Annotated in this window: 3 protein-coding genes; all 3 read left to right on the forward strand. The window is 71.0% G+C overall.

Annotated features, from left to right (window positions below; all coding sequences use genetic code 11):
• Window positions 1-142: 142 nt before the first annotated feature.
• The 3 genes from ACFHNC_RS21265 to ACFHNC_RS21275 all read left to right on the forward strand — a co-directional run bounded on the left by ACFHNC_RS21265 (window position 143) and on the right by ACFHNC_RS21275 (window position 19,281).
• Complete coding sequence (locus ACFHNC_RS21265; protein WP_437171248.1) at window positions 143-7,648, forward strand: SpvB/TcaC N-terminal domain-containing protein; 7,506 nt, start codon at window positions 143-145, stop codon at window positions 7,646-7,648.
• A gap of 16 nt (window positions 7,649-7,664) precedes the next feature.
• Entirely contained in the window at window positions 7,665-17,567 is a 9,903-nt protein-coding gene (locus tag ACFHNC_RS21270) for a neuraminidase-like domain-containing protein (protein WP_437171249.1), read from the forward strand.
• Window positions 17,568-18,195: 628 nt separating this feature from the next.
• A complete protein-coding gene (locus tag ACFHNC_RS21275; RefSeq protein WP_437171250.1) occupies window positions 18,196-19,281 on the forward strand; it encodes an IS5 family transposase in 1,086 nt (361 codons plus the stop codon).
• The last annotated feature ends 46 nt before the right edge of the window (window positions 19,282-19,327 follow it).

Here is a 19,327-nt window from a genome sequence, read left to right on the forward strand (position 1 = left end):
AGCAACGGAAGGTCGAAAGGGCTATCGGTAAGGGAATTTCGGTGTGGACCTGTCGTAGCACTCATCGTTAAGCTTGAGGCTGAGAACCTTGGAATGAATGGGTTCGAGGTGGTTGTCATCCAGCGAGACGAGGTCGCTCACAATGAGCAGCGCCAGTTTGCCCGGCGGGCGAGAGCAGGAGCAGAAAGCCTCGGTTACATCGCCGGCAACGAAGGTCGCCAGCGCAACGCCGCCCGAGCGCATCGACCGAGTCATCGACGCCGCGCCGCAGATTGCTCTGCCCAAGGGCGGAGGCGCGATCCGACCCATTGGCGAAAAGATCCAGATAAACGCCGCGACCGGGACGGCCGGCTTCACGATCCCGCTGCCGCTGTCGCCGGGGCGTCCCGGCGAGACCCCGGCGTTGGCAGTCGCGTATGACAGCGGCGCCGGCCTCGGGCCGTTCGGGATCGGCTGGCGCCTCGATCTCCCGGCCATTGCGCGACGCACTGACCGCGGCCTGCCGCTTTATCGCGACCAGCAAGACAGCGACACCTTCATTCTGTCGGGGCACGAGGACCTCGTTGCGCTCGAGGGCGCCGACATGCCGCGCGATGGCTTCCAGGTTCGCCGCTACGCGCCGCGCATCGAGGGGGCCTTCGCGCGCATCGAGCGCTGGACGCCCGTCGGCGGCCCGGCGCACTGGCGTAGCATCAGCGCCGACAACGTCGTAACGCTCTATGGCGCGCGGCCGGAGAGCCGCATCACCGATCCGGCCGACGCCTCGAGGGTGTTCAGCTGGCTGGCGGACGAGATCCTGCTGCCGACCGGCGGGCGCACGCTGATCGACTACATGCGCGACGCCGGGGGCGACCGTCCGGGCTTCGTCAACCCGCAGCGCCTGCCCAAGCGCGTCCGCTATGGCGCAGCTGCCCCGAAAGGCCGCGACGGCGGCGACCGCTTCCTTTTCGAGCTCGCATTCGACTATGGCGACCATGCGGGCGGCCCCGCCGGGGCGCAGCCGGGCAGGGAGCCAACGGGTGCGCCGGCGCTGCGGCCCGACGCCTTCTCGGTCCGCCGCGCCGGCTTCGAGATTCGTACCACGGCGCTGTGCGAGCGGGCGCTGCTGTTCCACCGCCTTCCGGACGGACGCGACCAGCACGCAGTGCTCACCCGGTCGCTAGCTTTCGACTATGTACGCGATCCCGCGGCGTCGCGGCTCGTCGGCGCGGTGCTCACCGGCCACGCGGCCACGTCGGTGGGAGTCGCGGTGGCGCAGAGCGGGCCGCCGGCGAGCTTTGCCTATCAGGGCCTGCCGGACCGGCCCGAGCCGCAGATCTTCGCGCCCAGCGTGCTGACGCCGGACGAGGCCGGCTTCGCCGAGCTGCCGGCCGGCTTCGCGGCCGACGACGTCGCATGGGTCGACCTGGCGGGCGACGGCGCGGCCGGGGCGCTGATCGAGACCGGGACCGGCTGGCTGTTCAAGCCAAACCTGTCACCGCTCGCCGCCGCGGACGCGTCCGCAGCCCGACTGGGCGGGGCCGCGCCGGTAGCCGAGCACCCGGCCGGCTGGCGCCGCGACGGCCTGCGACTGGAGGACGTGGACGGCGACGGCCTGATCGAGGCGGTGCGGATGACGGGGCCGGACCCCGGCTGCTGGGGCCGGCGCGAGGACGGCGGCTGGGCGCCGTTCCGGCCCTTCGCGGCGCTGCCGCAGATCGACTGGGGGAGCCCGGACTTGCGCCTGCTCGACCTCACGGGCGACGGCCGGGCGGACCTCGCGACGGTCGAGGACGAGCGCCTTGCCTGGAGCGCCTCGCGCGGGCAGGACGGCTTCGGCGCGCTCGCCTGGGCGCGGCTGGCGGACGGCGACGCGGCGGGCCCGCGCGAGGCGCTGCGCGACGCGACCGGCTCGGTGTTCGTGGCCGACATGACGGGCGACGGCCTCGCCGACATCGTCCGCGTCGAGGCACGGGCGGTGTACTACTGGCCCAATCTCGGCTATGGCCGCTTCGGCGAGCGCATTGTCATGGCGGCGTCGCCGCGGCTGGACGAGGACGGCCCGTTCGACCCGGAGCGCGTGCGGCTGGCCGATACCGACGGCTCGGGCGTCGCCGACATCGTGTATCTGGGCGAGACCGCCTGGACGGCGCATCGCAACTGCGCCGGAAACGGCTTCGCGCCGCCCCAACGCTGGACCGCGCCGCCGCCGCTCGACGCCTTGTCGCGCGTCGAGGCCTTCGACCTGCTCGGCAGCGGCACGGCCTGCCTCGTCTGGTCGAGCCGGGATCCGGCCCGGGCGGGCGCGCAGCTGCGCTATCTGCCGCTCGCGGGCGGCCGCAAGCCGTATCTGCTGAGGCAGGTCGACAACGGCCTCGGCCTCGTCACCCGCCTCAGCTACGCGCCGTCCACCGCCTTCGCGATCCGCGACAGGCTGGCCGGGCGGCCTTGGGCCACGCGGCTGCCCTTCCCCGTGCAGGTGGTGGAGCGCATCGAGACGGAGGACCGCATCGCCGGCCGCGTCCTAGTGTCGCGCTACGCCTACCACCACGGCTCATACGACGGCCGCGAGCGCGAATATCGCGGCTTCGGCTTCGTGGAGCAGTTCGACTCCGAGAGCTTCGGCGCGCCGCTGGCGCCGGCCGCCAATGCGGACGAGGCCTATCGCCGGCCGCCCGTGCGCGTTCGGCGTTGGTTCCACACCGGCCGCTCATCGCCCGATGGAAGCCAATCGGGACTTTATGCAGCGGACTTCTTCGGCGCGGGCGCGGGACCGGGGCCGAGGCGCGACCTCGCGGCGCGCCTCTCCGTCGCGGACGCCGTGTTGCCGCCGGACCTGTCGGCCGCCGACTGCCGCGATGCCTGCCGAGCCCTAAAAGGCGTGCTGTTGCGCGAGGAGGTCGCCGACGATCCAGGTGACGCCGGCCTCGAGCCGATCCCCTATTCGATCACGGTGCATGGCCACGAGGTGGCGCTGCGCCAGCCCGGCCGCGGCGACCGGCCGGCCATCGCTCAATCGCTCCAGCGCGAGAGCCTCAGCATCGCGCTGGAGCGCAGCCTCGACGCGCCCCGCGTCAGCCAGAGCTTCGTGCTGCATCGCGGCCCGCAGGGCCAGCCGGTCGCAATGCTGGCGGTCGCGCATGGCGGCCCGGCGCCACCTTTCCCGGGCGAGGCCGCCCAGGCGGTGACGCGGACACACGCGGCGCTTGAGCGCGTCGACCTCACCAACGCGGTCGACCGGCCGGACGCCTGGCGCCTGCCGGTCACGGCCGAGACCCGTCGCTACGCGCTGGCGGGCGCTGCCCTGCAGGCGCCCTGGCCGTTGCGCCTCGCGGACGCCCGCATCATCGTCGCGCAGGCCCGCGACGCCGAGACGCTCGACCCGGCGGCGGAGCCCTGCGGGCGGGTGCTAACCGCCCGCTCGCGCAACCTCTATCGCCGCGACGACCTTGCGGGGCCCCTGCCTTTCGCGGTGCAGGAGCCGCTCGGGCTGCCCTTCGAGAGTTTGCAGCTGGCCTTCACGCCGGCGTTGCGCGCCGCCTGTCTGGGCGCGGACGGTCCAGACGCCGCCGTGATCGCGCAGGCCGGGTATCGCGACCTCGATGGCGATGGCGGGCTCTGGGTCCCAGGGGGCCGCAGCTTCTTTCTGCGCGGCGGGCTCGATCCAGACCAGGCCGCGGACGGCGCTGAGCGCGCTGCCCGCGCTCAGGCGGAACGGGACGAAGCCCAGGCGCATTTCTATCTGCCCCGCACGCTGCGCGATCCCTTCGGGGGCGCGGCGCATATCGACTATCGCTTCGATCTGCTGCCCGCGGCCAGCGAGGATCGGGTCGCCAACGTCTCAACCGCTGAGCATGACGGGCGGACGCTGCAGCCCGTTGTGATCATCGATCCCAATCTCAACCGCAGCTTTGCAGCCTATGACGCGATGGGCGGGCTCGCGGCCATGTCGCTGGCGGGCAAGGCAGATGCCGGCGCGCCGGAGGGCGACCTGCCGCCGGACGCCGACGCTGCGCTTATCCCGACCGACATCGACGCGCTGCTGGATGCCCTGGCGGACCCCGCGCTAGGTCCGCAGGCCGCCGCCGCCGCGCTGGGGAGCGCTACTACCCGGACGCTGGGCGACCAGTCTCGTTTTCACCGCACGGGACGGCCCTGCGCGGCCGTCATATTGGCGCGCGAAACGCATGCGGCCGATCTTGCCCCCGGCGCCAGTTCGCGCATCGGAGTGTCTGTCGCTTATCTGGACGGCGCCGGACAGCCGCTGCAGACCAAGACGCTGGTCGACCCCGGCCCGCTGCAGCAGGGAGGGCCCGACCATCCGGCGCGCTGGATCACGAGCGGCTGGACCATCCATGACCACAAAGGCAACCCGGTCCGGGTCTTCGAGCCGTTCTTCTCGGCCTCACCGGCTTTCGAGCCTGACGTGCGGGCGGGCGTCAGCACGATCACGTTCTACGACCCCGTGTCGCGGCCGGTCGGCGCGCTGCACCCGGACGGCGCAATCGAGAAGACCCGTTTCACGCCTTGGATGAGCACGGTCTGGGACGCCAACGATACGTCCCTCATCACCGATCATGCGGCCGATTTCGATCTCGGGCCGTTCATCAGACGCCTGCCGGCCGCCGACCGCCCGCTCGCATGGTCGACGCAGCGCGCCGCCGGCTTCAAGGGCGAGGCGGGTCGACGCGCCGCCGCGGCGTCCGCCATTCACGCCGAGACGCCGGGCCGCACCTACACAGACTCACTCGGACGGCCCGCCCTGGCGGTTGCGGATGGCGGCGGCGAACTCGCCATCACGGCGACGCTCTATGACGATCGCGGCCACGCCGCAGTCGTGATCGATGCGCTGGGTCGCGCCTGCGCGCGCAACCACCACGACCTGCTCGGCCGCCCCATCCGACGCCACAGCATGGAGGCGGGATTGCGGATCGGCCTGCCGGCCATCGACGACGCCCCGGCCTGGGCGCGCGATCCGCGCGGGCATGTGACGCGGCATCGCCACGACCCGGCCCGGCGCCTCGTCGAGATCATTGTCGAGGACGCGATCGGCGCGCATCTGCGCCAGAAGACCATCTATGGCGAGGCGCTGGGCGCGGCGCTCAATCACCGCGGCCGCGTGCACCAGACCTTCGACGGCGCCGGGGTGGCGACCGTCGAGGCCTACGACTTCAAAGGCGCGCCCCAGTTGTCGACACGCCGCTTCGTTGTCGAGGCGCAGGGGCAGCCGGACTGGAACGACGCGCCGGCGCTCTTGGACGAAGCGTTCTCCAGCCGAGTTTGGGCCGATGCGCTGGGCCGACCCGTGCAGACCACCACGCCGCTGTCCAGCCGCCCCGGCGCGCCCGCCGGCGCCATCCGGCCGCATTATGACCGGGCCGGCCGTGTCGCCGCCGTGGATGTCTGGCTCGATCTTCCGGCCGAGCCGCCTGCGCCGTTGGACCCCGCCACCGCGACGCAACGCGTCGTGCGCGCCGTGGAGCATGACGCCACGGGGCGGCGCACCCGGGTGCTCTACGGCAACGGCGTGGAGACCCGCCACAGCTTCGACCCCGTGGATCAGCGCCTGACGGCGATCCGCACCACGCGCGCGGCCGGGTTCCCGGCCGATGCGCCGGGCGACGTACAGAACTTCGCCTACACGTATGACGCGGTTGGGAACATCATCGAAATCACGGATGCTGCGCAGCAGCTTGTGTTCTTCCGCAACCAAGTGTGCCGGGCCGAGCGGCGCTATCTCTACGACCCGTTTTCCCGGCTGATCGAGGCGCGCGGGCGCGAGCATCGCGGCCAGGGCGGCGCGGCGCCGCCTACTTGGGACGACACCGAGCGGCGGGCCGAGCACCCCGAAGATGGGACCGCGATGCGGACCTATGTAGAATCCTACGTCTACGACCTCGTCGGCAACCTGAAGCAGATGCGCCATGTGGCGGACGGCGGCGACTGGACGCGCCTCTATGCGTATGAGGAGCCGAGTCTTTTGGGTGGAGGCGTCTCCAACCGGCTGAGCCATGTCGAGATCGGGGGCCTGCGCGAGAGCTTCGACTACGACCCCCACGGCAACGTGACCCGCACCGGCCGGCTTGCCGCGCTCGTGTGGGACGACGCCGACCGGCTCAGCTCGGTCGATCTCGGCGGCGGCGGCAGGGCTGACTACCAGTATGACGCCGCCGGCCAGCGTGTGCGCAAGCGCATCACCCGCACGGGCGCGGGCGGCGTCGCGGCCGGCTCCGAGGAGCGCTTCTATCTGGGCGGCTTCGAGATTTGCCGCGAGATCGACGCCGGCGGCGTGCTGACGCGCGAGCGCGAATACCTGCAGGTGGCGGACGGCCAGAAGGTGTTTCTCGACGTCGAGACCCGCACCCGCGGTGCCGGCGGCCCGGCGCGCCTGTGGCGCCACCGCTTCGACGACCATCTCGGCTCATCCGCGCTGGAGCTCGACGAGGCGGGCGCCATCCTGTCCTACGAGGAATACTACCCCTACGGCTCCACGGCCTACCAGGGCGTGCAGGCCAATCTGGACACATCCAAGCGATATCGTTTCACCGGCAAGGAACGCGACGGCGAAACGGGCTTCACCTACCACGGCGCCCGGTATTACGCGCCTTGGCTCGGGCGGTGGACGGCCTGCGATCCGGCGGGGCTGGAGCCGGGGATCAACCCGTACGAGTACTGTCATGGCAGGCCCACGGGTTTCGTGGACCCCGATGGGCGAACCCCGCAGGCTTCGCCCCACACACCTTCCCTGCCGCAGCCGCCGCCCGTCGGAGGACGGCCGCCCGTCAGTCTGCCACCGACCGGCCCACCCCCGGCGCCTCCTGTCGCGCCGGCACCGCCGGGGCCGGTCGCGCAGCCGCCGCCCTACATCCCGCCGCCGGCGGCACGGCTCCCGACGCCGACGGCGCCCGCGCCCGTGTGGGGACCCGTGCTGGCCGGCCTGGGCGCCTTCCTGACGGTCTTCTTCTGGGATGCGAGCCCTTTTTCCGACGACCAGCGCAACTACGAGTACCAGGATGCCGATACGATGCAGATGCGGCGTGGCAGTTTCCACGACGCCGAGTTGCACAAGGGCCGCGCGGAGGCACGCAAGCGGGCGGAGGAGACGCGCAAGGCGCCCGGGGCTTCAGGGAGGGACGGGCCGGCCTCCGCGCCGCCCCCGCCCGGTCCAGGCGAGCCGCTGCGCGATCCCTTCACGGGGCAACCGGCGACATTCCCCGGCCAGAGCGGCGGGTCCGTCCAGGCACCTGCCGCACCCGGCACGGCCGACGAGATTGAGGCGAGCGGCGTCGCGCGGCCGCTCACCAAGGAGGAGAAAGCCAACATCATGCACACGCTGGGCGCCGGCAAGAAGCTCTCCACCGCGCAGAAGGATCTGCTGCGCACGGAGGCGCGGCACCTGTGGCGCACGAACATGCCGCCGAACGGCCCCAATCCAGGCCATGAGTGGAGGCTGCATCACATCATCCCTCTGGAACACGCGCACCTGGTTCCATTCATGGACCCCAGTTCGCCGAGCAACCTGGTGCTTATGAAGGACGCGGACCACCAGAGGCTTCATGTCCTTCTCAATGAAGGCTTCAAGGCGGGAAAGACGACGCAGAAGGACCTGATGGACGTCTATATCAATACGCAAACGCACTGGAAACAGCATTACGTCCCCCTGAAATGAGCGAGAGCCGCGCGGCATGAACCCCATACTCCTCTTCGCCCTCGTGGCCCTGCCCTACAAGGCGGAGGGGGCGGAGGTGATGAACCTCCACGCCTTTCTGGACCGGATGCGCTTCGGCGAGGGCATCGCGCCTAGCGAGCGCGACCGGCAGGCCTATGGAGACACCACAGCGGCGGCAGTGAAGGCCTTCCAGCAGGAGTTCGAAATCCGTGCCCACGCGCCGGGCGAGATCGACCCCGAAGCAGCCGTCGCGATGAACGAGGCCGCGCTGCGCCGCGAGGTGTTCTTCGTCTGCGTGGGCGCGATCCTGCAGGATGACGACGAGCCCGCCGCGGACGTCGCGCTCGAGCTCGGGGACGCCGACAATCCGGGCGTTTGCGCCCGCGTCCGCAGCGACGCGGCTGGGCTCTACCGCGCGTATTTCGATCCGCTCTTCTATGCCCGCGAGGGCGGCGACGTGCGGCGGCGCAAGGACAGGCCCGACCTCGTGCTGCGGGCGCTCGCGCCGGACGGGGCCGAACGCGCCCGCTCCGAGCCTGCTCCCGTGGCCGAGCTCGAGACCACGATCGACCTGCGGCTGCCCGCGCGGGCGCAGCCCAAGCCGCCCGCGAACGAACCCTTCAGCGTGAGCGGCGTGGTGGTGGACGTGGACGGGCAGCCTGTCTCGGGCGTGACCGTGCGCGCCTGGGACCGCGACGTCGGACCCGCCCGCGAGCCCCTGGGCCCGCGCGAGCCTCCGACTGTGACCGACCCCGAGGGCGCCTTTGCGATCGCGTACGGCCCGTCCGCGTTCCGCGAGGGCGAGGGCCAGGGCGAGCGCGCGCAGCGCGCGGACATGCTGTTCACGCTCGCCTACGAGGAGCGAGCGGTAGAGCGCTTCGCCATCATACGCTTGCCCGTGGACGGCGACCCCACGATCGCGGACGCGCTGCCGGCTGGCGTGGACGAGCTCACGCTCGGGCTCGTGGCGCGTCCGGTCGAGCGTGTGCGCATCGTGCTCGACGACGTGCGCGCGCCGCGCGGTCCCTCACTGTACGAGCGCCTGGCAGAGGCCCTCGCGCCCGTGACGACGCGCGTTACGCTCGCGGACTTCGACGAAGGCGCGAACGCGGACGTGCGCTTCGCGGCGCGCGAGTGTGGGCTTGCAATCGAGGACGTGGGCGATATGGCGGGCGCGCACCGGCTGGCGCGCGAGCTCAATTGCGCGCCCGAGCACGCCTTTGCGCTGGCCCGCGTACTGGGGGCGCGGGACGCGCGCGCCATCGCGGCGCAGGCGCCGGCCGCTCTCGCGGGTGCGCTCACACGTGCGGGCGCGGACGGGCTCATCCCCGCGCCGCCCGAGGACGGGCTCGACGATGCGGCGGCGCGGCTGCGCGACGCGGCGGCCCGGCGCGCCATGGCGCAGCCGCTCGCAGAGGGCGCGAGCTTCGACGCGAGCCTGCGCGAGGCAATCCCGGACGCGCAGGCGCGCGCCGCCCTTTACGCCCGCGCGGCCGCGAGCGGGGGCCTGGACGACGAGGCGTGGGCGAGCTTCGCGGCCGAGCGCCCCGGCGTGGACGTGGCGCGGGCGCGCTTCGCGCTGCAGACGGCCGCGCTGGCGGGCGGGACGCCTGGGCTCGCCGAGCGGCTGCGCGCCGCCGCGCCGGACGCCGCGTCCCTTCGCGTGCTGGCGCTCGAGCTCGGCCCGGATGCGATAGCGGACGCGGCCGCGCAGGCCCGCCCGGCCCCGCGCGACGGCGAGGACGCGGAAGCGGCCGCCCGGCGCGTCGCGTCCGAGATCGCGGGCGTGCTCGCGGCCACGCAGACCACCGCCGTGGTGGCGCGCGATGTCGCGGCCGTTGCGCGCCAGGCGCCCGGGCTCGTGCCGCAGCTGACCGCGGACGCCCTGGCCCGGGCGGTGCGCGCCACCGCGTTCGACCTCGCCCGCGACCGCGTCTCGGACCTCGTGGCCGCGCATGCGGACACGCTGTTTGCGGGTGAGAATGACCCCGCGGCGCGCGCCGGGGCAACCGCTGGCCTACACCGCGTGCAGCGCATGTTTCGCGTCAGCCCGGACCCAGTCACACTCAAGACAGCACTCAGCGTGCGGGCCGCGGATGGTAGCTCGTTCCGTGGTGCGCTCGACATCGCGCGGCTGAGTGAGGACGCCTTCATAGCCCGCGCAAATGCGACGCCCGAGCAGGCCATGGGCCTGCGCACGCTGCACCGACGCGCCGCTGGGCAGGCCGAAACCGTCTCCACCCTGCTGGTCGGCTACCACCAGGAGCAAAATGAGGCCGGGCTGGCGCTGGCCGGCGTAGGGCAGGCGCTTGGGGCAAATGCGCCGGATGCGGCCGGCGACGGTCCCCCGGCGGCGGACGGGCCGGCGGCGGACATGGTGGCCTCGCTGAGGGACTTCTTCGGCGGGGCCGAGACCTGCGATTGCGAAGACTGTCGTTCCGTAATGGGGCCTGCGGCCTATCTGGTCGACCTGTTCGAGTTTCTCGACAAGCGCTGTGCCGACAAGAACGGCGTCACGCTGCTCGACGTGCTGATCGGCAACCCCGACAAGGGCGTCCCGGGTCGTCGGCCCGATCTCGCGCGCGTGAAGCTGAGCTGCGAAAACACCAACACGACCATCCCGACCATCGACCTGATCAACGAGATCCTCGAAAGCCTGGTCGCGCAGGGCGACCCGCCGAGCGGCCTGGATTCGGCCGGCAAGCCGCTGGAATCGTCGTTCGGAGTCACGGGTGCGGAGCTTTCGGCCGCCCCCGAGAACGTGCAGGAGAAGGCCTACGAGGCCGTCGCGGCGGCCGTGTTTCCGCTTTCGCTGCCGTTCGACCGGCTGGTGGCGACGGCCCGCGCCACGATGGCGCTGGCCAACATGGAGCGCGCCGACCTTCTCGCGCTGTTCGATCCGCGCCTCGCGGAGGCTCCCGGCGACGCTGGCGGGCCGGCGGCGGCGCGGACGGCCGCGCAGGTCGAACGGCTCGGCCTTTTCGCGCGCGACGTCGAGATACTCACCGGGATGCGCATCGACGGGGCGCCGGCGGCCGCGCCGGTCGAAACCGCCGCGTTGTTCGGCCTCGACGGCGCGGACTGGATGACGGACCTGCCCAAGGTTCGCACCGCGCTGGCGACGCTCGGGGTCTCGTTCGAACAGCTCGTGGCGCTGCTGCGCACCCGCTTCGTCGGCGGCGAGGTCCCGGACGGGGACGCGCGCGACATCCGCGCCCGGGTCTATCTCGATGTCGACGAGCTTCAGATCCTGCGCCAGCCCGGCTACACCGGCGCGCCTATCGCCGAGATCGAGGAGGCGCTGGCGCTCGGTCGAATTACCCGCGCGGACGTGCTGGCGCTCCTGGACTCGCCAGCGCGGAAGGACCGCCTCGACCGGATCTGGGTGCTCGACCCGCCGATCGGCTGCGACCTGGACGGCATGCGCCTGCGCACGCTCGATGGCGGCGTCCTCGACGGGACCGACGCCGCGCGCAAACCGCGCAACGCGGCAGACTGGCGGCGCCTCAACGGATTCGTGCGGCTGGCCAAGCGCATGGGAGTGAATTTTTCCGATCTCGACTCAGCCATCGAGGCGGTGGGTCCCAAGGCCGACGAGGCCTTCACGCTCGACCACCTGAGGGCGCTCGGAGCCGTCGCGGAGCTGCGCCGGCTCTGCGACGTCAGCTGGCCAAGCGCGGCGGCGCTGGTGGGCGGCGTGGGAGCCCATGGCGACGCCTCGCTCTATGCGCAGCTGTTCCTGACAAGCGGCGTCGCGCGTCTGCACCCGGCATTCCGGCTGGATGCTAATGGCGTTCCGCTCTCGGCCGGAGCGCCGCTGGAGGATGGCGTCCCTGGGATTGCGGCCGCGCTACGGGTGAGCCCCACCGAGATCAGGGAACTCGCGACGACGCTGAACCTCGCCACCCTTTCGCTGGACACCGTGTCAGCGCTGCACCGCGCGACCGCGCTGGCGGGCGTGCTTGGCATTCCGGCGCGGGACGTCGTCGCGTTGGCCGGCGATCTTGCGGGACCGTCCCTCGGCGCGCCGGCGGACGCTGAGGCCCTGCTGGCCTTCGTCCGGCGCGCCCGGCTGCTGCTCGATGGCGGACTCGGCGCGACGGCGGCGCACGCCTTCGTGAGCGACGCACCGGCCGACTGGAAGCCCGCCGCCGTGACGGCCGCCGTCGCGCTGGCGCTGGCTGCTCCGGCAGAGGATGACTCGGCCGAACAAAAAGACAACGCCACGGCCGAGGCCGGAGCTCCGGACAGCACCGGAGTGGCCGCGGACACGCTAAAGGCGCGGCAAGAGGCGCGCGACGAGCAGACCCTGTTCCGCGAGGAGCGGCGACTGCGCCGCCGCCGCGGGGTTGCGCTGGCCGCCGCCGCGAAGGCGCTCGGCGGGTCGCCCGTCATTGTGGCGAAGCTGCTGGGCGCGGCCGACGATCCCAAGGCGGCCCTGTTGCGAGTCGGAGCCAGACCGGCGCTCGACGTCCTGACCGAAGGTGGCGACGCCAGCGCGGCGCTTCTCGCAGCATGGCGGTTCATCACCCTCGCGGGCGCGCTAGGCTGGGATGACGCCGCGACGGCGCGCGCTCTGGGCGACGCCAAGCTGCTCACGCAGGCCCGGTTGACCGGAGCCCCGGCCGATCGCGCCGAGGCGCTCGGCGAGATCGCGGCGGCGCAGCTCTGCAACAAGGACACCAACCGCCCGGCCGCGCTGGCCGCCGCTGCGGCGTTGCTGATCCAGGCGGGAGGCGCCGTGACGGGCGCCGTGGCGGCCGCGGTGGGTCGCTGGCTCTCGACGCCGGACCCGGCCGTGGCGGACGCCGCCGGGTCGCCCTTCGGAGCGCTTGCGCCCGATGCGGCGGCGATCCGGCCGTTTGCGGCCCTGCGCATGCTGAAGGAGCGCGTCGAGACCTTGCGCAAGCTCGGCCTGACAGCGGCGCAAGCCGCGGCCTGCGTGGCCGAGCCGCTGTCGGCCGCCTCCCTGGAGGCGCTGCTGCGAGGGGTGCAGTCGCGCTTTGGCGCCTCGGGGTGGCTCGAGGCCTCGCGGCGCCTGTTCGATCCTATTCGGGAGGCGAGCCGTGACGCCCTGGTGCCCTATTTGGTGCGCAAGAAGGGCCTAAGTGACGCCGATCAGCTCTTCGGCCTTTACTTCATCGACGTGCAGACCAACTCCTTCGTGCTCACGTCGCGCATCCGCCAGGCGATCTTCGCCGTGCAGATCTTCGTGCAGCGCTGCCTGATGGGCCAAGAGATAAAGAACGGCGTCGACCCCGGCCAGGTCAATACCAAGGAGTGGCGCATCACCGGGCGCTATCCCACCTGGGCGTCGCTCGTGCAGGCGCTGCTGTATCCGGAGAACCTCCTGGAGCCGGGCTGGCGCGACGACAAAACGCCCGCCTTCGTGTCCTTCGAGAACGCGCTGCGGCAGTCCGACGCCACGCCGGCGACTGCCGAGCGGGCCTATTCGGACTATCTCGACAGCTTGTGCGCGGTGGCGTCGCTGGAAGTCTGCGGCACCTTCATGCAGACCGTGTTCGAGGGCGACGAGGCGGGCGTCTACACCTCGGTGCTGCATGTGGTGGGACGCAGCCGCAGCGGCCTGCCGCGCAAATATTTCTACCGGCGGCTGAACCGCTATGACCACCATCAGGAATGGACCGCCTGGTCGCCGATCGGCTCCGAGATCCAGGGGATCGAGAAAGACCGCCTGAGCCCGCGGGCCAGTGACGGCTCCAACAGCGCGCTGTTCGACGCCGGCGTCCACGTGCTGCCGATGGTGCATGAGGGCAAGCTGCACCTGTTCTGGCCGACGCTGGTGCGCAAGGTCGACCAGCCCGAACCCCCACCGATCGATCCGCAAAAGAAGATCAACCCGAGCTTCTCGTCGCCCTATTGGGAGGTGAAGCTGTGCTGGTCGAAGCTCGAAGGCGAGGCCTGGACGCCCAAGCAGCAGTCCTCGGCGCTGTTCGAGAGCTGGTGGTTCGATGAACCTATCAAGGCGAGGGGCAACTCGATCGGGGTGACTATCCTGCGCCCCAAGCCGCAGTTTCCCAAACCGGCCGACCTAATACTGAAGGCGACGGGAATCGGCAACGACGCCGCCATCGTGCTCGGCCTGCGCGGAACCGCGTCGGGCGGCAGCGCGCCGCGGGCCGGCGCCATCGCGCGGTTCTCGCTGCCGGTGCGGTCCCGCGAGATGGTAGCGTCTGCCCTGGGCGGCTTCGTCGACGGCGATCATGTCGGCCTGTCTGGTTCCCTCAAGGGCTCCTATATGGGCTTCGCAGCCAGCGGCGCCGTGAAGGCGACGCCGCCTGGCCAGAACCGTGACGGCGATCGGCTGTTCAACGCCCCGGCGGAGACCCGCCTCGTCACGCTGAACCAGGGTTTCGGCTCGCCCATGCAGGCGCCCCTGTTCATCGGCGCGCTCGGCCGCAGCTACGTCGCGACCCCGTCCTCGGGCGTCACCACGATCGCGGTCGAAACCCCGAAAGGCACCAAGGATCACCTGCCCTGGCTGGTCGAGGAAGCCAAGACCCTGGACCTGACGCGTGGGGTCACGGCGCCGGTCGCGGTCGCCCCGTCGCATCCCTGGCTGGCCACCGCCACTACGGAGTTTCGGCTCTCGTCCGCCTCGCTGGTGCAGTCCGCCTTTGTTCCGCAGGAGCTCGCGGTCGCGCGTATCGCCGCGCCCGTCGGGCAGAGCTTCGGGGCGAGCCGCACGGCCGCCATGGGCGCCGCCTTCCTGTACGGCGTCGGCCAGGTCAGCCGCCGCAACCAGGATGTCGAGGCCGTGGACCTCAAGGTCGAGCCGTTCTGGCACGCGCATGCGGAGGATTTCGCCATGACGCTGCGCAGCGGCGGGCTCGACGCGCTGCTGTCACCCGAGACGCAGCTGCAGAGCCTCGGCGCGGCCAGGAGCTTCATGGCGGTGTTCGGGGCCGATCCGGCCCGCGTCACGGGGCCGGCGGACGAAGGGGTCGCGTTCGACGCCAGCGCGCCCTATGGCGGCTACAACTGGGAGATCTTCTTTCACGCCCCGATGCTGCTGACGAAGCGGCTGTGGGAAAACGGTCGGCTTGACGAAGCGCTGGAGTGGATGCACCGAGTCCTGAACCCGCTCGACTATGGCAACGACGTCGCCCATGCGTGGCGGTTCACGCCGCTGCGCCAGGTCGACACGACTCCGATCGACCAACTATTGGCGGCGCTGTCGCGCCTGGACGGCGACCCGCAAAAGACCGCCATGCTGGCGCAGATCGAGGTGCTGCGGCTGTTTCCCTTCCGGGCGCATCGTATCGCGCGACTTCGGCCGGCGGCCTATCGGCGCTGGGCCGCGATGCAGTACATCCTGCTGCGCGTGGCGATCGGCGACCGCTTCTTCCGACAGTTCACGCCCGAGGACGTCAACGCCTCGATCCAGCACTACGTGATCGCGCGCGCCTGCGCCGGGCCCCGGCCGGAGACGACCGTGTCGCGCACGACGCTGCCGGCGATGTCCTATGCGGAGCTGCGGCCTCGCCTGAACGCCTTCGGCAACGTGGCCTACGAGGCCGAGACGCTGCTGGGACCGACCGCAGGCGCGACCCCGGCGGCCTCGACGGCGGCGGCGCTCGGCGTGGTGCGGCGGGCCTCGATCCAGTATTTCGGCGTGCCCAAGAACAAGAAGCTGCTCGCCTTGTGGGATCTAGTCGAGGATCGTCTATACAAGGTCCGCAACGGCATGAACATCGACGGGCAGCAGATCCAGCTGCCGCTGTTCTCTCCGCCGATCGATCCGGCACTGCTGGCCGAGGCGGCGGCGGCCGGGCTCGACATCGCCGACGTGGCGGCCGCGCTGAGCGCGCCGCCGCCGCGGCGCAGGTTCAGGGCCGTGCATCGCGAGGCGGCGGCCCTGGCCGAGGCCGTGGCGCGGCTGGGGGCAGCCCTGAGCGAGACGCGCGACCGGCGGGACTCCGAGGAGCTGGCTTACAAACGCACCGAAAACGAGAAGGAGCTTGCCGATCTGATCCTGGACACGCGGCGCGAACAGGCCGCGGAGGCCGCCAAGGCGGTCGAGAGCGCCGAGGCGGAACGGCAGGCTCCGCTGGAGCGCTGGACGCATTATCGGCATCTGCTGGGCGCCAATGATCTCGTTGAGCCGACCGCCACGCCGCGGCCGGAGGACGCCGGCAAGGACCGCTACACGATGCAGCGCCAACTGAAGCTGGTCGACTCCAGCTCCGTACAGGTCGGCACGCTGTCAGTGCTGAACCTCGCGCCCCTGCTGCTGGGGGCGGCGTTCGGCGGCGCGGGTGGGGCGGCCGCCATGGGCCTGACGGGCGCGGGCGGATCGTCCACAGTAAGCGGCCCCGGCTTCATAGCGGGCGGAACCATCCTGGCCGAGGAGGCTGGCGAGATCAACGAGAGCTTCATCGCGGCCGACATGGCCGCGGAGGCGTCTAACATAGAGATACTGGGGTCGGTGCTGCAGATCATCCCGAGTATCGAGGCCGCGGTGAAGCCACTCGGCGGCGGCGTCGCGGTGCATTTCGGCGGGCAGCAGCTAGCGGGCGTGCAGGCCGCCTTTTCGCGCCAGAAGCAGGCGCTCGGCGCGGCCCACAGCTTTTTCGCCGGGCTGCTCAGCAAGCAAGCGGGCTTTGTGCTGCGCGAGCACGAATGGGCGACACAGCTGCATCAGGCGGCGGCCGACATCAAGCGGGCCGAAAAGGCCGCCGCGGTGGCAAGGCTGCGCAAGAGCGCGGCCGACAAGGAGGTCCTGAGCCAGGAGGCAGCGGCGCGCCACGCCGAGCAGGTGAAGACTTATTTGGAGCAGAAGTTCACCCGAATGGAGCTCTACGACTACCGCATCGAGCGGCAGATGGAGCTGTTCCGGCGCTGCTTCGACGTGGCGCTGGAGCGCGCCTTGATGGCGCAGGCGTCCTATGGCTACGAGCGGGAGCCGCGCACCTTCATGCGGGTGTCAAAGCCCGCCGATGCGCGCGGCGAGCTGATGGCTGGGCACGAGCTGCTGGCCTGCCTGGCCGACATGGATCGCGCCTATATCGACACGCCCGACCTCGCCGAGATCACCCGGCAGGTGTCGCTGCGCCACATCGCCCCGCTAGCGCTGTGGGATCTGCGCGAGACCGGTGAGGCGCGTTTCACCATCCCTGAGGAGATGCTCGACATCGACCATCCGGGCCACTACGACCGGCGGCTCCGCAGCGTGCAGGTGACCATCCCCTATCTCCAGACGCCCGGCGCGCCGCTGACGGGCGAGCTCGTGCTGGAAAGCGCGAAGCTTCGCAAGACGGCGCCGACCATGGGGATGGCGGAGATCCAGTCGGACGGCATCACGCAGGCGCAGTGGATCGCGCTCAGCACCGTTCGGGAGGACGGCGGGCGGTTCGAGCTGTCGTCTCAGGGCGACGACTATATGCCTTTCGAGGGCCGCGGGGCGGTGTCGACCTGGACGCTGCGGCTGCCCTGGACTTACCGCCGCCTCAACTACCGGGCGATCAGCGACGTGGTGCTGACGCTGCGCTACGTCGCCAAGCCTGGCGGGGCGCCCGCCCGCTTGGCCGCGGAGGACCGCATTGGCAAGATTTACAAGATGGTGGAATCGCTGGCAAAGGCGCCGCCCGGCGGGCCGACCGTGCTGCTAAGCCTAGCGCATGATTTTCCGGACGCCTGGTCGGCGTTCCAGCAGCGGCCCGACCAGCCGATCCGGCTGGATAAGCCCGAGCAGACGCTGCCGTGGCTGTTCCGCCAGCGGATGAAGGCCGAGGTCGCGGCGGCGGAGTTCGCCCTGATGCCGAAGGGCGCGCCGGCGGGCGGGTGGACCGCGATCGCCAAGGATCAGCAGGAGCTAGCGTTTCCGCCGGGTGCGACGCCCGACCAGCTGGACGACATCGCCGTACGGGTGGCGTTTTCGGCGCGGCCGCGAGACTGAAGAGTGCCGCGCGCGCCCGTTCTGTTGACCCACGCCAAAGCTCACAGGTTTGTCACCCCTACCGGCCTCTTTGTCCTTCGCATTGAAGACCGGGCCGGCCAGCCTCCGAACTTCCGCTGGAGCCGCCTTCCTGTCCTGGTTGACGTCCAATGCCTCCGCCTTGTCGCCGGCCGTGCTTTGCCCGCGCATACGCCCGAACGGCCCGCCTGCCGATGCAGGGCTGCGGCAGCAGAGTCTTGCTGGGATCGCTCTAGCCTCTCAGCAGTTGGAGCCTCCTGTCTGTCGCGAATCGCATACCCTCGGCGTGCGGGCGGCATCTTGCGAGCCTCCTGGGTCCTTGAGCCCGATTGTCGGACAGGGAGCCGCCCGCGCCACTGATCGTCAGCCTGAACAGTTGACCGGGGATGCTCCCGCATACCCCGCAGAACAGGAGCAGAGATCGTGACGCAACAGATTTTCGTCGGCGTCGATGTGGCCAAGGATTGGCTCGACACCCATCATCCCAGCCGCGGGGCAACGCGGATCGACAACTCGCCCGCTGCAGCACGTGGACACCTCCGGAAACTCAGTGACGGCGGGCTTTGGATCGTGATTCCCTGGGCGTCTGGCGAGGCGGAGCGCGGCGGGGATGTCATCAGGGCAGTCCGGTTTTTGGGAGGTGCAGGATCGACTGCGAGAACTGACGGCGCAGGGCGACCCGCTTGAGAAGCTCGCCACCACCGTCGATTTCGAGTTGTTCCGTGCCGAGTTGACCGCAGCCCTGGGCACGCGCGACCTGCGCAAAGGCGGGCGCCCTGCCTTCGATCCGGTGCTGAAGTTCCGCATGCTGGTGCTGCAGGCGCTGCACGGCCTGTCGCTGGCGCAGACGGAATACCTGGTGGCCGACCGGCTGAGTTGGATGCGCTTTTGCCGGCTCGGCCCCGGCGATGCGGTGCCGGACGCCAACACGCTGTGGGATTTCCGCGAGGCGCTGATCGCCAGCGGCGCGATGGAGCGGCTGTTCACCCGGCTGGATGAGGCCATCACCGCGGCAGGCTACCTGCCGATGGCCGGGCAGATCGTGGACGCGACCCTGGTGGCGGCGCCGCGCCAGCGCAATACCGAAGCTGAGAAGGCACGCATCAAGACCGGCGAGAAGGCGGCGCAGATCTGGCCCGACCAGCCGGCCAAGGCGCGGCAGAAGGACACCGATGCGCGCTGGACGGTGAAGTTCAGCAAGGCCAAACCCGGCCCCGACGGCAAGCCGCAGATCGACATTGCGATCCCGACCTATGGCTACAAGTCGCACATCTCGATCGACCGCCGGCATGGCGTGATCCGGCGCGGCAAAACCACGGATGCGGCCGCCCATGACGGGGCGCGGCTGCGCGAGGGGCTGATCGACCCGAACAACACCGCCTCGGCCGTCTGGGCCGACACGGCGTATCGGTCGGCGGAGAATGATCGGTATCTGGAGGGGATCGGCCGCGTCAGCCGCATCCATCGGCGCAAGCCGGCCGGGCGGACCATGGCCAGGCACACGGCGCGCGCCAACGCCGCGAAGTCGGCGGTGCGGGCGCATGTGGAGCATCCCTTCGCCTACCAGAAGGGGGTGATGGGGCTGGTGATCCGCACCATCGGCCTGGCGCGGGCACATGCCGCGATCACGCTCGCCAACATGGCCTACAACATGAAGCGATGGTGCTGGCTCGATAGGAGAGGTCTGTCCGCCTGAGCCGCTGGTCGCACGGAGCAGGTCCCGAAAGCCTCCCCCCTACCGA

The sequence above is a fragment of the Falsiroseomonas sp. E2-1-a4 genome, from assembly GCF_051433165.1.
Classification (GTDB): Bacteria; Pseudomonadota; Alphaproteobacteria; order Acetobacterales; family Acetobacteraceae; genus Falsiroseomonas.